The sequence below is a fragment of the Stutzerimonas nitrititolerans genome (genome assembly GCF_003696285.1).
GTDB lineage: Bacteria > Pseudomonadota > Gammaproteobacteria > Pseudomonadales > Pseudomonadaceae > Stutzerimonas > Stutzerimonas nitrititolerans.
In genome coordinates this window covers 47,463-61,123 of the sequence record NZ_RFFL01000003.1, presented here as the reverse complement: position 1 = coordinate 61,123, position 13,661 = coordinate 47,463, and the positions used below count along the sequence as shown (strand labels likewise).

The following is a 13,661-nucleotide window of genomic DNA, read 5'->3' as shown; positions in this document are numbered from 1 at the left end:
TAGCCGAGGGAAATCGGAACGAGTGCTACACACTTGATGAGCCCTGCCCTCTGGGGTGATAGCGCTTACAACTGAGCCAGCCGTTATTTGAGACGCTCGGCTGCCTTGCGGTATGCCTGCTCACGTTCACGTGGATCAACCGCTACCACGAACACCACCACCTCATGGTCGATTACCTGGTACACCAGGCGGTAACCGCTGCTACGCAACTTGATCTTGTAGCAATCCGGCAGCGAGTGGAGACGGTTAGCCTCGATACGCGGATTCAGCAGTACTTCGGCGAGCTTCTTCTTTAGCTGCTGGCGAACGGTATCACCCAGCTTTTTCCATTCCTTCAGTGCCCGCACATCAAACTGTAGGCTATAGGTCATCCAGCGCTACCTTCACGCGCTGGGGAGCTGCAATACGCTCGCGCACCGTCGCAATCAACGCTTCGTCTTCCTCGGTCATCAGCACCGGACGAAATGGCAGCTGTCCGCGCTCGGCAACATACTGGAGGGTTTGGCGCATCAGCTCGGAAGGCGTGACGCCGAGCCTTTCCAGCTCTTGGTAAGCCCGGACTTTTAGCTCGTCGTCGATACGGATATTGATGGAAGCCATGGCACAGGCACCTGTAATGACGTTTGTCATTACATTGGCAGTTTTGTGGAAACTTAGCAACCATCGACGCAATGAAAGAATCTGATTATGTCTGTGCATCTGGCCAGCGCTAACGCGTTGATGACGCTTTCTTTTGTCGCTCATCGGCCACAAATACAGTCGGCACCACCTTTTTGTAGCCCCAAAGCCAAACTTCAGGCCTACAGCACCCGTCTATATCTGCCACATCGCGACCTCTCGGCGAGTTCCAGGAACTGTCGCCGCGCGTCGTAAAGGCGACTTGTAGGGTCCGGGCTCAAACGACACTGCCAGGTCCCAGGTTTCGATCCGGATACTGCGACACTACGCCCTGACCTTCCAAGGTTGGTTGTTGTGCCCAGGAAGGTCAATCAGCATGGATACGTGCATGTAGCACGCCCTACTGAGAGGACCACCCATGAATCGTAGCGAGTCTCAGCCTATCAACGTCGCCAACCCCATGGTCGATGTGAAAACCCTGTCCAGAACGGTGGGTGTCAGTGTACCTACTCTGTATCGCTGGATGAGCGAGCAGGGATTCCCTCGGCCGATCAAGCTGTCGGCGCGATGCTCACGCTGGCCTATGGCAGATATCGAGGCATGGATCGAGAGTCGAAGGGTTTCGTCGTAGCAGCCAGGAAGTCGAGGTAGTCCGCCCAGACCTGCATCATGTCTCGGCGCTGCTCCACATACAGCGCGTGGTTGTACGCATCACGCACCTTGTTTTCGTCGGCGTGCGAGATCTGGGCCTCGACCCAGGGACTTGGATAACCCATCTCGTACAAAGCCGTAGACAGCGTTGCCCGAATACCATGGCCGGTAAGCCTGTTGGCGTACCCCATGCGCCTGATCGCGGTATTCAGAGTATTCTCGCTCAGTACCTTGGCGGGGTCGTTACGACCGGGAATCAGCAGTTCGTACTGGCGGGTAAAGACCTGAATGGCCCGGATCACTTCGACGGCTTGTGACGATAGCGGAACCAGATAGTCGGCCACGTCGCTGCCCTTGAGCCTGACCAACTTACGCAGCTGCTTGACCTCGCTGGCCGGGATCGACCACAGGCGCTTATCCAGATCAAACTGATCATGGCGAGCGTGGCGAATCTCGGCGGTTCGCACGCCCGTCAGCAACATCAGCTCCACCCCCAACCGCACCAACAACGAGCCATGGTAGACCCTGAGCGTGCGTACGAACTCTCCAAGCTCGCCCAGCCTGAGCCAGGGATTATGTTTGACCGGAGGCTGCTCAGCCGCAACGATATCCAGGTCCGTGGCGGGATTGACCTCCACGTATTCATGAACCATGGCGTAGCGGAATATCTGATGCAGCCAGGTTCGTATTTTCTCGGCGACATTCAGCGCACCCCGCTCTTCGACCGTCTGCACGACCTTCAGCACGTCTGTGCGGCGAACCGCCTCAATCGGCATGTCGCCAAGCAGCGGAAGGATGTCCTTGTCCAGATAGCGCCTGGCCTGTGCCGCCGAGCCCTTGCGGCCCTGGGTCAGTCGCGGTGTACGAAAGGCGTCCCACTCGTTGGCGACCTGTCGAAAGGTCACGATGGCAGGTGGTGTGCCTGGGCAGCTCCTCGGATCAATTCCTGCGGCAACTTTTTGTCTGGCCTCGTCTCGACGAAGGCGCGCGCCTTTGAGGGAAACTTCGGGATAGGTCCCCAGAGAAATGCGGCAGCCTTTCCCGCCCAACCGGTACCGAAAGTGCCAGTACTTACCGCCACGCGGATGGATGAATAACGCCAACCCGTCGGAGTCCGCCAGCGTGTATGCCTTTTCCCTTGGCCTGGCTTGTCGAATAGCCGTATCCGTGAGAGGCATGTGTACATCTCCCAAGCTCGAACTCGTGATGTACACATTTATGTACCTAAGGATTCGCGCTGGCACAAGCTTTAACGAGTTCCAGCGAGAAACTCCAGGCACAAAAAAGCCCCTATTACGGGGCTTTCAGGGATATTCGAGTGCACCAGAGAGGTCTCGAAATCATGTAATGGTGCGGACGGAGAGACTCGAACTCTCACACCTTGCGGCGCCAGAACCTAAATCTGGTGTGTCTACCAATTTCACCACGTCCGCAAACGCTTCAAACGAAAACGCCAGGCAGTGCCTGGCGCTTCGGAATATGGGGTGGACGATGGGGCTCGAACCCACGACCGCAGGAGCCACAATCCTGTGCTCTACCAACTGAGCTACGCCCACCATATTGCATTGCTTGTGCCAGAGACCAAATGAATGGCGCACCCGGCAGGATTCGAACCTGCGACCATCCGCTTAGAAGGCGGATGCTCTATCCAACTGAGCTACGGGCGCTTTTAGCTGCATTCCATTCAGAGCGCAGACTTCAAGCTCCGGCAATTGAACAACCTCTTCAAAAGCCGTCTTACCCAGCAGCAGGCTGTGCTCGACAAGCGGGGCGCATGTTATAGAGGCCGCCCTGGGTCGTCAACATCAAAACGCAAAAAATTTCAGTTAGATAAAGGAGTTACAGGCGCCGCACCGCCCTGCCTTTGCCGCATCGCCTCGACGTGCGAGAATGCCGCTCCTTTTTAAATCCTTTCCGATGGTTAACCAAGCGTCATGACCGCAAAACTGATCGACGGTAAAACGATCGCAGCCAACATTCGCCAGCAGATTGCCGCGCGGGTTGCCGAGCGCTGCAATCAAGGGCTGAGGATTCCGGGCCTGGCAGTGATTCTGGTGGGCATGGACCCGGCGTCCCAGGTTTATGTGGCGCACAAGCGCAAGGACTGCGAGGAAGTCGGGTTTCATTCGAAGGCCCACGATCTTCCCGCCGAAACCAGCCAGGAAGAGTTGTTGGCGCTGATCGATCAGCTCAACGACGACCCCACCATCGACGGCATCCTGGTTCAGTTGCCGCTGCCCAAGCATCTGGACGCCTCGCTGTTGCTCGAGCGCATCCGTCCGGACAAGGACGTCGACGGCTTCCATCCCTACAACATCGGTCGTCTCGCCCAGCGCATGCCGCTGCTGCGCCCCTGCACGCCCAAGGGCATCATGGCGCTGCTGGAAAGCACCGGCGTCGATCTGCATGGACTCAATGCGGTGGTCGTCGGTGCATCGAATATCGTCGGTCGGCCGATGGCGCTGGAGTTGCTGTTGGCGGGCTGCACCACCACTGTGACCCACCGCTTCACCCATGATCTGGCCGAGCACGTCAAGCGTGCCGACCTGGTGGTGGTCGCCACCGGCATCGTGGGGCTGGTGAAGGGCGAATGGATCAAGGAAGGCGCCATCGTCATCGACGTCGGTATCAGCCGTCAGGCCGATGGGAAGCTGGTTGGCGACGTCGAGTTCGAACCGGCTGCACAGCGAGCCGGCTGGATCACTCCGGTTCCCGGCGGCGTTGGTCCGATGACCCGGGCCTGCCTGCTGGAAAACACCCTGCATGCGGCAGAGCACCTGCACGCGTGACGCATCAGCAGAACGGCACCTTCGGGTGCCGTTCTGCTATCTACCTTAGTTGCGTTCCTGTTCCCAGGATTTGATCAGCTCGTCGTAGCTGACCGTCTGCCCTTGCGGCTTCTCGTTCTCCAATTTCGGTTTCGGTGCGCCGGGCTGGCTCAGCCAGTACTCGGCATCGCGCGGTTCGTTGAGCTTGGGGCCGCACTTGGGCTGTACCTTGCCCCGCTCCAGCCGCGCCATCATGGTGTCCTGGGCTTGCGCCAGCCCGTCGAGCGCCTCCTGGGGTGTCTTGTCGCCACTGGCCGCTTCGGCGATGTACTGCCACCAGAGCTGTGCCAGGCGCGGATAGTCGGGCACGTTGGTGCCGGTCGGCGTCCATTGGGTACGCGCCGGACTGCGGTAGAACTCCACCAGACCGCCCAGCTTCGGCGCCGCTTCGGTCATGGCGTCGGACTCGATATCCGACTCGCGAATCGGGGTCAGGCCCACCAGGGTCTTCTTCAGCGATACGGTCTTCGATACCGTAAATTGCGCGTACAACCAGGCGGCGAGGCGGCGTTTCTCGGGCGTCGACACTAGGAAGGTCCAGGCCCCGGCATCCTGGTAGCCCAGCTTCATACCCTCCTCCCAATACGGCCCCTTGGGTGACGGCGCCATGCGCCACTTCGGCGTGCCGTCCTCGTTGACGACCGCCAGGCCCGGCTTGGTCATGTCCGCGGTAAAGGCGGTGTACCAGAAGATCTGCTGGGCGATGTGGCCCTGGGCCGGAACCGGGCCGGATTCGGAAAAGGTCATGCCCTGGGCTTCCCGCGGAGCGTATTCGCGCATCCAGTCGACGTATTTCTGCGTCGCGAAGACCGCGGCAGGGCCGTTGGTCGCACCACCACGGGTGACACTGGAGCCGACCGGATGGCAGTCCTCCACCCGAATACCCCACTCATCCACCGGCAAGCCATTGGGGAGGCCCTTGTCGCCGGCGCCGGCCATGGAGAACCAGGCATCGGTGAAGCGCCAGCCGAGGGACGGATCCTTCTTGCCGTAATCCATGTGGCCATACACGCGCTGGCCGTCGATTTCCTTGACGTGCTTGCTGAAGAATTCGGCGATGTCTTCATAAGCCGACCAGTTGACCGGCACCCCCAGCTCGTAGCCATAGATATCCTGGAACTGCTTCTTCAGTTCCGGGCGCTCGAACCAGTCGGCGCGAAACCAGTAGAGGTTGGCGAACTGCTGCACCGGCAGTTGATAAATCTTGCCGTCCGGCCCGGTGGTGAAGGAGATGCCGATGAAGTCATCGATATCCAGCGTGGGCAAGGTGTAATCCTTGGCCTCGTTCTCGATCATGTCGCTGATGGCGACCGCCTTGCCGTAGCGGAAATGGGTGCCGATCAGGTCGGAGTCGTTGATGTAACCATCGTAGATGTTCTTGCCGGACTGCATCTGCGTCTGCAGCTTCTCGACCACGTCGCCTTCCTGCATCAGATCGTGCCGCAGGCGAATGCCGGTGATCTCGCTGAAAGCGCGAGCCAGTGTCTTGGCTTCGTATTCATGGGTGGTGATGGTTTCCGACGCCACGTTGATTTCCATGCCGCGGAAGGGCTCGGCCGCCTTGATGAACCACTTGAGCTCCTCCATTTGCTGCTCGGGCGTCAGCGTCGAGGGGCTGAACTCCGATTCCAGCCATTTCTTCGCGGCGTCTTCATAGGCATCGGCCCAGGCCGTACCCGCCAGTCCGGACAACGTCAGCAAGGCCGTCAGTGCCATGCCATGTCGGGTTTTGTTGTTGTTTTCGAACATGAGCTGCCTCCTTCGAATTATCGGGAGGGATGGCCAACGGTCATCCCCAGCGCATCACTGCACACAACCACACAAGCGATAGCGCGAACGCTATCCAGATGCTCCAGTCGGTCAGCCCTATCACCATGAGGTGCCAATAGGCGCTGCCCAGAAGTCCGATGAACAAACGGTCACCTCGTGTGGTGACCAGAGGGAGAAAGCCACGGCGCGGCACGCAGGGCCGGCGTAACTCCCATACGGTCATCGCCGCCAGCAAGGCTGCGATGACGCCGAAGAACACCGCTGTAGGAAGGGTCCAGGCCATCCAGTTCATGATCGACTCCTACACTCGGCCCAGCGCGAAGCCCTTGGCCACATGGTTACGCACGAACCAGATCACCAGCATGCCCGGCAGGATGGTCAGCACACCCGCCGCGGCGAGCACGCCCCAGTCGATGCCCGATGCGGAGACGGTTCGCGTCATGACGGAAACGATGGGCTTGGCATCCACCGAGGTCAGGGTCCGCGCCAGCAGCAGCTCGACCCAGGAAAACATGAAGCAGAAAAAGGCGGTGACACCGATGCCGGAACCGATCAACGGCACGAAGATCTTCACGAAGAATCGAGGAAAGCTGTAGCCGTCGATATAGGCCGTCTCGTCGATTTCCTTCGGCACGCCGGACATGAAGCCTTCGAGGATCCACACCGCCAGCGGCACGTTGAACAGGCAGTGCGCCAGCGCCACCGCGATGTGCGTATCGAACAGGCCGATGGACGAATACAGCTGAAAGAACGGCAGCAGGAACACCGCCGGCGGCGCCATGCGGTTGGTCAGCAGCCAGAAGAACAGGTGCTTGTCGCCGAGAAAGCGGAACCGCGAGAAGGCATAGGCTGCCGGCAACGCCACGCTCAGCGAGATCACCGTGTTCAGGCACACGTAGTACAGCGAGTTGATGTAACCGCTGTACCAGCTGCGGTCGGTGAAGATCACCCGGTAGTTGTCCAGGGTGAAATCGCGGGGCCAGAACGTCAGGCCGCCCAGGATCTCCGTGTTGCTCTTGAACGACATGTTCAGCAACCAGTAGATCGGCACCATCAGGAACAGCACGTAGATCACCAGCACCACGAGCTTGCGAAGTTTCATCGTGCGGCCCTCAGCGCGTCTGGTCGTTGCGGGTCATGGCGGTATAGAACAGCCAGGACACCAGCAGGATGATCAGAAAGTAGATCAGCGAGAACGCCGCTGCCGGGCCCAGGTCGAACTGCCCCACGGCCATCTTGGTCAGCGTCTGGCTGAGGAAGGTCGTGGCATTGCCCGGGCCGCCGCCGGTCAGCACGAAGGGCTCGGTGTAGATCATGAAGCTGTCCATGAAGCGCAGCATCACCGCGATCAGCAGCACGCTTTTCAGCTTCGGCAGCTGGATGTAGCGGAACACTGCCCAGGCCGAAGCGCGGTCGATGCGGGCCGCCTGGTAATAGACGTCGGGAATCGCCCGCAGCCCCGAGTAGCAGAGCAACGCCACCAGCGAGGTCCAGTGCCAGACGTCCATCACCAGTACCGTGACCCAGGCGTCCATGGTGTTAGACGCATAGTTGTAGCTGATGCCCAGCTTGGTCAGCGCCCAGCCCAGCAGGCCGATGTCCGCGCGACCAAAGATCTGCCAGATGGTGCCGACGACGTTCCAGGGGATCAGCAAGGGAATCGCCATGACGATCAGGCATGCCGAGGCCCAGCGCCCGCCTCTGGGCATGCTCAGTGCAATGACGATGCCCAGCGGTATCTCGATCAGCAGCACGCAAGCGGAGAAGATGAACTGACGCAGCAGCGAATCGTGCAGACGCGGGTCCTGCAGGACCTGGCGATACCAGTCGGCGCCAACGAAGAAGCGCGTCGAGGAATCGAAGATGTCCTGTACCGAATAGTTCACCACAGTCATCATCGGCACCACGGCGCTAAAGGCCACCAGCACGAATACCGGCAGCACCAGCCACCAGGCGCGATTGTTGGGCGTCTTGGTCATGGCTGCTCCTCCACCAGCAGGTCGTCGGCGTAGAGCATCAGCCACTGACTGGGAAACCCGACCCAGGCGCGCTCATGTGGGACCGCCTGCTCCTCGGGCAAACGAGCCTTCATGGTCTGCCCGCCAAGTCGAAAGTCGAGAATCTTGTAGGTGCCCAGGTCTTCCACATGGATGACTTCGGCGGCCAGCGCACCCGCACAGGGCGCATCGCTCACCTGCACGAATTCCGGACGAATGCCCAGCTGCAGGCGCTTTCCCGCCAGTTCGGGCAGGCGTGCGAGCAGCGCCTGGGGCAAAGGCAGGAACACGTTGCCGAAGCGCACGCCAGCGGCCTCGCCCTGCACCTCGAACAAGTTCATGCCGGGGCTGCCGATGAAGAATCCGACGAAGGTATGCCGAGGCCGCTCGAAGAGTTCGCGCGGCGTGCCGAACTGGACGATCTGCCCGCCGTGCATCACGGCGATCTTGTCGGCGAAAGTCGAGGCCTCCAGCTGGTCGTGGGTGACGTAGACCATGGTGATGTTGAACTGCTCGTGAATCTGCTTGAGCTTGCGCCGCAGCTTCCATTTGAGGTGCGGGTCGATCACCGTCAGCGGCTCGTCGAACAGGATGGCCGACACATCGTCGCGCACCAGGCCGCGCCCCATGGACACCTTCTGCTTCTCGTCGGCGGTCAGGTTGCGGGCCTTGAGCTGCAGCAGCGGGCCTAGCTCCAGCACCTCGGCGATCTCGGTGACCTTGCTGGTGATCCGTGCCTCCTGCATGCTCTGGTTGCGCAGGGGAAAGGCCAGGTTGTCGAAGACCGTCATGGTGTCGTAGACCACCGGAAACTGAAAAACCTGGGCGATGTTGCGTTGTTCGGGAGTCATCTGATTGACCACGGTGGAGTCGAACAGCACCTCGCCTTCCGAGGGGCTCAGCAGGCCGGAGATGATGTTCAGCAAGGTCGACTTGCCGCAGCCGGACGGGCCGAGCAAGGCATAGGCCCCGCCCTGCTGCCAGACATGGTTCATCTCGCGGATGGCATAGTCCTGCGCGCCTTCAGGATGACGGCTGTAGCTGTGAGCCAGGTTCTGCAAGCGGATTTCAGCCATCAGCGCCCTCCTCCGACACGCCGCTCCGGCGCCTGGACCAGATGCCCCTGCGCGTCGAAGACGAACAGCTTATGCGTGGGGACGTACACCCGAATCGGCTCATCCACGCCGTAGTCGTGCACACCCTGCAGGTGCAGAACCAGGCTGAAATGCGCGTTGCGCACGTGGAGAAAGGTTTCCGAGCCACTGATCTCGGCCAGCTCGACCGTTGCCGAAATTTCCAGATCGTCATCGTTGGAGGGCACCAGGCCGATATGGCTCGGGCGCACACCGAACCGGTAGTCGCCGCTGCCAAGCCGCCGCAGGTCCGCATTCAGCGGGAAATGCAGGCAATCCTCGAAGCTCACCTCGCTATCGGCGATGCGTCCGCCCAGCAGGTTGATCGGCGGCTCGGAGAACAGCTCGGCGGCCAGCACCTGCTGCGGCCGATGGTAGACCTCCGTGGTCGGCCCGCTCTGAATTACCCGCCCTTCATGCAGAACGGTGGTGGTGCCGCCCAGCGCCAATGCCTCGTTGGGCTCCGTGGTGGCGTATACCGCGATACTGCGACGCGTGCGGAACAGCTCGCGCATTTCCTGGCGCAGCTCTTCGCGCAGCTTGTAGTCGAGATTGACCAGGGGTTCGTCGAACAGCACCAGATCGGCATCCTTGACCAGCGCGCGGGCCATCGCCGTACGCTGTTGCTGACCACCGGAAAGCTCCAGCGGGTAGCGCTGCAGCAACCCCTCGATGTGCAGCATCTCGGCCGTTTCCCGCACCCTGCGCTCTATCTCGGCCTTGCCGACACCGGCTTGGCGCAGCGGCGAGGCGATGTTTTCGTAAACGCTCAGGGTCGGGTAGTTGATGAACTGCTGGTACACCATGGAAATGTTGCGCTTGCGTACCGGTACATCGGTGACATCCACACCGTTCATCAGCACCCGGCCGCTGCTCGGCTTGTCCAGCCCGGCCATCAGCCGCATCAGCGAAGTCTTGCCAGAGAGCGTACGGCCGACCAGCACGTTGAACGAGCCTGGCTCGAAGGTCAGACAGGCATCGTCGATGTACAGCTGCTTGTTCTCGACCCGGCGAACATGATCCAGCGTGAGCGACATGACGCGTCCTTATGCTTGTTATGTCCGCCATGTAGCGACAAGCGTGCCAGCTCCGCCGGCAGGCTCTGGCACGCTGCTCACGCTGATTCGAGTGAGCGTTTACTTGCGAATCTGAACAGTTTTGAACATTGACACTGAACAGATATGAACAAGACTGTTCAAGGCGCCACGGCATTCCGGCGCGGCAGACAACGACAAGAACCTGCGCGCAAAGGTAATTCCCACCATGGTCGATTTCGCCAAGGCCGTGCCTCACGATCAGCTCGTTCGCGACTCCTGGTCCCGTTGCGAAGGCTACGGACTGACCCAGCACAGCACGCCCAGCTTTCACCGCGCCGCTGAGCCGGACGTCAGCGAACTGCTGCAGGGCCAGCAGGCGCTGGTGCAGACCACCCAGCGCGAGGTACTGCCCTATTACGAAAACATTCTTTCGAATTCGAACTGTCTGATTCTGCTGGCCGACAGCCAGGGGCAGCTGCTGCAGTCCTGGGGCGATCGCCGCTTCGTCGACCCAGGGCAACGGGCAGGCTTCATGCCAGGCGCCAGCTGGGTGGAACGCGATAGCGGAACCAACGCCATCGGCACCGCTCTGGCCAGCGGGCAGGCGGTGCATATCCAGCGCGACGAACACTTTCTCAAGGCCAACCGCTACCTCTCGGGCGCGGCCTCGCCGATCTACGACGCTTCTCGCCAGCTTATCGGTGTACTCGACGTTTCCAGCGACAGCTACCTGCCGCCCTCCCATACCCTGGGCATGGTGAAGATGATGAGTCAGTCGGTGGAGAACCGGCTGATCCTCAACCTGTTCCAGGACGATTACTTTCAGCTGATCTTCAACACCGGCGAGGACAACCTCGACAGCCAATGGGCGGGGCTGGTGATCTTCGACGAGGCCGGCCTGATCGTATCGGCCAACCGACGCGCCGACAGCCTGCTGGGAATCGGCCTTTCGCAGATGAGCATCGAGCGCCTGTTCGACGCGCCCCTACTGCACCTGCTGAATCAACCGGAAGAACTGCCGTTGCTGCTGCGCACCCTGGGCCGCCAACGCTTCCACGGCATCATGCGTCGCCCGTGCAAGCCACGCAGCCAGCCAAGGGATTTCCGCAAGAGCGCCGGCAAAGCGCCGCTGCTCGACCTGAGCAGCCTGGACCAGGGCGATCAGCGCATGCAGCAAGCTGTCCGCCAGGCGCAGCGCATGCTGGAAAAGGACATCCCGGTGCTGATCCACGGCGAAACCGGCGTTGGCAAGGAGGTGCTGGTCAAGGCGTTGCACGGGGCGAGTTCGCGGGCCAAGGCGCCGCTGATCGCCGTGAACTGCGCGGCGATCCCCGGCGAGCTGATCGAGTCCGAGCTGTTCGGTTACGAGAAAGGCGCCTTCACCGGCGCCCACCATAAAGGCAGCAGCGGCCTGATCCGCAAGGCCGACAAGGGCATTCTGTTTCTCGACGAGATTGGCGACATGCCGCTCAACCTGCAGGCGCGCCTGCTGCGTGTCCTGCAGGATCGCTGCGTGCAGCCGCTGGGCGGAGGCGAAGCCTATCCGGTGGACTTTCGCCTGATCTGCGCGACCAACCGCTCATTGCGCCAGGAGGTCGAGAGCGGCCGCTTTCGCCAGGATCTCTACTATCGAGTCAACGGTCTCGCCGTAGAACTGCCACCACTACGCCTGCGTACCGACAAGCGCGCACTGTTCCAGCGAGTCTGGGAACAGCACCGCGAGCCGCACCAGTGGGCCGGACTGAGCACGGAAGTGCAGCGGTTGTTCGAGCGTCACCCCTGGCCAGGCAATATCCGCCAGCTGAGCAGCGTGACTCAGGTGGCCCTGGCGCTGGCCGACGAGCAACAGATACGCATCGAGCATCTGCCCCAGGACTTCCTGCTCGATCTCGAACCGGCGCCAGGCAAAGACTGCCGCAGCGCCCCGGCATATGCACCAGCCCCGGACAATCAGCCATTGCATGTCCAGTTCGAGGCATGTCGCGGCAATATTTCCCACCTGGCGCGTCGCCTGGGTGTCAGCCGCAACACGCTCTACAAACGCTTGCGGGCCGAAGGACTCGTTCCCGGCTGACTACACACGCCAAGCGCGCGTCAGCTCGCGGGAGTTCGAGCAACGCTGTTTATTCAGCCAAGCGCCAGGTAGTGCCACCTTTGCCGTCTTCCAGCACCACGCCCATGGCGGTCAGCTGATCGCGGATACGATCCGACTCGGCCCAGTTCTTCTCGGCGCGGGCCTGCAGGCGCGCCGCGATCAAGGCCTCGACCTCGGCAGCATCGACCTTGCCTTCGGCGCCGGCTTGCAGGAAGGCATCCGGACTCATCTGCAGCACGCCGAGCACGCCAGCCAACTCCTTCAGGCGCGCAGCCAGCGCCGCAGCGGCCTGTGGATCAGCCTCGCGCAGACGGTTGATCTCGCGTGCCATGTCGAACAGCACCGCGCAGGCTTCCGGTGAGTTGAAGTCATCATCCATCGCCGCGCCGAAGCGCTCGACGAAACTTTCGCCACCGGCCGCGGCCACCTCGGGCAAGCCCCTGAGCGCGGTGTAGAAGCGCTCCAGCGCGCCCTTGGCTTCCTTGAGACTGTCTTCGGAATAGTTGATCGGGCTGCGGTAATGGCTGGACACCAGCAGATAGCGCACCACTTCGGGCTGATACTTTTCCAGCACCTCGCGAATGGTGAAGAAGTTACCCAGGGACTTGGACATCTTCTCGCCGTCCACACGCACCGCACCGGCGTGCATCCAGGCATTGGCGTACTGCTTGCCGGTGGCCGCCTCACTCTGGGCGATCTCGTTCTCGTGGTGGGGGAACACCAGATCCGGGCCGCCGCCATGGATATCGAAGGTCTCGCCCAGGCAGCAGGTGGACATCACCGAGCATTCGATGTGCCAGCCCGGCCGCCCGGCGCCCCAGGGCGACTGCCAGCTGGGCTCGCCCGGCTTGGCGGCTTTCCACAGAACGAAATCCAGCGGGTCTTCCTTGGCCTCGTCGACCTCGATGCGTGCGCCGATCTTCAGGTCCTCGATCCTGCGCCGCGAAAGCTTGCCGTAGCCGACGAACTTGCCGACGCGGTAGTAGACGTCGCCATTACCCGGCGCATAGGCGTAACCCTTGTCGATCAGGGTCTGGATCATCGCGAACATACCGTCGATATGCTGCGTAGCGCGCGGCTCGACGTCCGGGCGCAGTACGTTGAGGCGCGCCTCGTCCTCGTGCATGGCGGCGATCATGCGCTCCACCAGCGCCTCGAACGGCTCGCCGTTTTCATTGGCACGCCGAATGATCTTGTCGTCGATATCGGTGATGTTGCGCACGTAGGTGACGTCGTAGCCGCGCTGGCGCAGCCAGCGGGTGACTACGTCGAAGGCCACCATCACTCGTGCATGGCCGATGTGGCAGAAGTCATAGACGGTCATGCCGCACACATACATGCGCACCTGGTTGCCTTCCAGCGGCTGGAAGGCTTCCTTGGTCTTGCTCAGGGTGTTGTAGATGGAAAGCATCTCTAATTCCTCAAGAACGGCTTTCAAAGCAGCGAGCGAAGATCAGGCAAGGCGAAGCGGGGTGAGGAAGCGGAATGTACTGCAGTACATGAGCATTCCGAACCCCGCTTCAACACAGCAT

At 61.2% G+C, this 13,661-nt stretch carries 13 protein-coding genes and 3 tRNA genes; 3 read left to right on the top strand and 13 right to left on the bottom strand.

Annotated elements, in window-relative coordinates; all coding sequences use genetic code 11:
* Nucleotides 1-83 precede the first annotated feature (83 nt).
* Both EA795_RS04290 and EA795_RS04285 read right to left on the bottom strand, forming a co-directional pair.
* Complete coding sequence (locus EA795_RS04290; protein WP_122075739.1) at nt 84-371, bottom strand: type II toxin-antitoxin system RelE family toxin; 288 nt, start codon at nt 369-371, stop codon at nt 84-86.
* Entirely contained in the window at nt 361-600 is a 240-nt protein-coding gene (locus EA795_RS04285; protein WP_014853039.1) for a type II toxin-antitoxin system RelB/DinJ family antitoxin, read from the bottom strand. The genes EA795_RS04290 and EA795_RS04285 overlap by 11 nt, the downstream gene beginning before the upstream one ends.
* Before the next feature lie 436 nt (nt 601-1,036).
* On the opposite strand from EA795_RS04285, the gene EA795_RS21605 reads away from it, so the two are divergent.
* Nucleotides 1,037-1,249, top strand: a complete 213-nt coding sequence (locus tag EA795_RS21605; protein ID WP_080586037.1) for a helix-turn-helix transcriptional regulator — start codon at nt 1,037-1,039, stop codon at nt 1,247-1,249.
* Here the strand turns inward: EA795_RS21605 and EA795_RS04275 are convergent.
* The 4 genes from EA795_RS04275 to EA795_RS04260 all read right to left on the bottom strand — a co-directional run bounded on the left by EA795_RS04275 (nt 1,200) and on the right by EA795_RS04260 (nt 2,936).
* Entirely contained in the window at nt 1,200-2,447 is a 1,248-nt protein-coding gene (locus EA795_RS04275) for a tyrosine-type recombinase/integrase (protein ID WP_122075737.1), read from the bottom strand. The two genes, EA795_RS21605 and EA795_RS04275, sit on opposite strands and share 50 nt — an antisense overlap.
* A gap of 170 nt (nt 2,448-2,617) precedes the next feature.
* Nucleotides 2,618-2,702, bottom strand: a tRNA-Leu gene (locus EA795_RS04270).
* 47 nt (nt 2,703-2,749) lie between these two features.
* Nucleotides 2,750-2,825 (bottom strand) — tRNA-His (locus tag EA795_RS04265).
* Between the two features lie 34 nt (nt 2,826-2,859).
* A tRNA-Arg gene (locus tag EA795_RS04260) sits at nt 2,860-2,936 on the bottom strand.
* 267 nt (nt 2,937-3,203) lie between these two features.
* Here EA795_RS04260 and folD point away from each other — a divergent pair.
* Complete coding sequence (gene folD / locus EA795_RS04255; RefSeq protein WP_014853041.1) at nt 3,204-4,058, top strand: bifunctional methylenetetrahydrofolate dehydrogenase/methenyltetrahydrofolate cyclohydrolase FolD; 855 nt, start codon at nt 3,204-3,206, stop codon at nt 4,056-4,058.
* Nucleotides 4,059-4,103: 45 nt separating this feature from the next.
* Here the strand turns inward: folD and EA795_RS04250 are convergent, their stop codons facing one another.
* From EA795_RS04250 to EA795_RS04225, 6 genes are read right to left on the bottom strand one after another with little or no spacing between them, the layout of a single operon-like run.
* Nucleotides 4,104-5,846, bottom strand: coding sequence for an ABC transporter substrate-binding protein (locus EA795_RS04250; protein WP_058074843.1), 1,743 nt, complete (start codon nt 5,844-5,846; stop codon nt 4,104-4,106).
* 40 nt (nt 5,847-5,886) lie between these two features.
* The gene (locus EA795_RS04245) at nt 5,887-6,159 is read right to left on the bottom strand and encodes a DUF2160 domain-containing protein (protein WP_058076788.1); all 273 of its coding nucleotides are present in this window, start codon (nt 6,157-6,159) and stop codon (nt 5,887-5,889) included.
* A gap of 9 nt (nt 6,160-6,168) precedes the next feature.
* On the bottom strand, nt 6,169-6,969 hold the full coding sequence (locus tag EA795_RS04240; RefSeq protein WP_014853044.1) for a carbohydrate ABC transporter permease: 801 nt from the start codon (nt 6,967-6,969) through the stop codon (nt 6,169-6,171).
* Between the two features lie 10 nt (nt 6,970-6,979).
* Nucleotides 6,980-7,846, bottom strand: a complete 867-nt coding sequence (locus EA795_RS04235) for a carbohydrate ABC transporter permease (protein WP_058076787.1) — start codon at nt 7,844-7,846, stop codon at nt 6,980-6,982.
* Nucleotides 7,843-8,940 carry an ABC transporter ATP-binding protein gene (locus tag EA795_RS04230; RefSeq protein ID WP_058076786.1) on the bottom strand — a complete coding sequence of 366 codons (1,098 nt, stop codon included), beginning with the start codon at nt 8,938-8,940 and terminating at the stop codon, nt 7,843-7,845. Before EA795_RS04230 ends, EA795_RS04235 begins: the two co-directional genes overlap by 4 nt.
* Nucleotides 8,940-10,034 (bottom strand): ABC transporter ATP-binding protein, encoded by a 1,095-nt coding sequence (locus EA795_RS04225; protein ID WP_058074847.1) that lies wholly within the window; start codon nt 10,032-10,034, stop codon nt 8,940-8,942. Before EA795_RS04225 ends, EA795_RS04230 begins: the two co-directional genes overlap by 1 nt.
* A 226-nt stretch (nt 10,035-10,260) precedes the next feature.
* Here EA795_RS04225 and EA795_RS04220 point away from each other — a divergent pair, with 226 nt between their 5' ends.
* Nucleotides 10,261-12,108, top strand: coding sequence for a sigma-54-dependent Fis family transcriptional regulator (locus tag EA795_RS04220; protein WP_122075735.1), 1,848 nt, complete (start codon nt 10,261-10,263; stop codon nt 12,106-12,108).
* A 49-nt stretch (nt 12,109-12,157) separates the two neighbouring features.
* On the opposite strand, the gene cysS is transcribed toward EA795_RS04220, so the two are convergent.
* A complete protein-coding gene (gene cysS / locus EA795_RS04215) occupies nt 12,158-13,540 on the bottom strand; it encodes a cysteine--tRNA ligase (protein WP_122075733.1) in 1,383 nt (460 codons plus the stop codon).
* Nucleotides 13,541-13,661: the final 121 nt, after the last annotated feature.

Coding starts and splice junctions, on each gene's coding strand:
- EA795_RS04290 (WP_122075739.1), bottom strand. CDS start 371: ATGACCTATAGCCTACAGTTTGATGTGCGGGCACTGAAGGAATGGAAA.
- EA795_RS04285 (WP_014853039.1), bottom strand. CDS start 600: ATGGCTTCCATCAATATCCGTATCGACGACGAGCTAAAAGTCCGGGCT.
- EA795_RS21605 (WP_080586037.1), top strand. CDS start 1,037: ATGAATCGTAGCGAGTCTCAGCCTATCAACGTCGCCAACCCCATGGTC.
- EA795_RS04275 (WP_122075737.1), bottom strand. CDS start 2,447: ATGCCTCTCACGGATACGGCTATTCGACAAGCCAGGCCAAGGGAAAAG.
- folD (WP_014853041.1), top strand. CDS start 3,204: ATGACCGCAAAACTGATCGACGGTAAAACGATCGCAGCCAACATTCGC.
- EA795_RS04250 (WP_058074843.1), bottom strand. CDS start 5,846: ATGTTCGAAAACAACAACAAAACCCGACATGGCATGGCACTGACGGCC.
- EA795_RS04245 (WP_058076788.1), bottom strand. CDS start 6,159: ATGAACTGGATGGCCTGGACCCTTCCTACAGCGGTGTTCTTCGGCGTC.
- EA795_RS04240 (WP_014853044.1), bottom strand. CDS start 6,969: ATGAAACTTCGCAAGCTCGTGGTGCTGGTGATCTACGTGCTGTTCCTG.
- EA795_RS04235 (WP_058076787.1), bottom strand. CDS start 7,846: ATGACCAAGACGCCCAACAATCGCGCCTGGTGGCTGGTGCTGCCGGTA.
- EA795_RS04230 (WP_058076786.1), bottom strand. CDS start 8,940: ATGGCTGAAATCCGCTTGCAGAACCTGGCTCACAGCTACAGCCGTCAT.
- EA795_RS04225 (WP_058074847.1), bottom strand. CDS start 10,034: ATGTCGCTCACGCTGGATCATGTTCGCCGGGTCGAGAACAAGCAGCTG.
- EA795_RS04220 (WP_122075735.1), top strand. CDS start 10,261: ATGGTCGATTTCGCCAAGGCCGTGCCTCACGATCAGCTCGTTCGCGAC.
- cysS (WP_122075733.1), bottom strand. CDS start 13,540: ATGCTTTCCATCTACAACACCCTGAGCAAGACCAAGGAAGCCTTCCAG.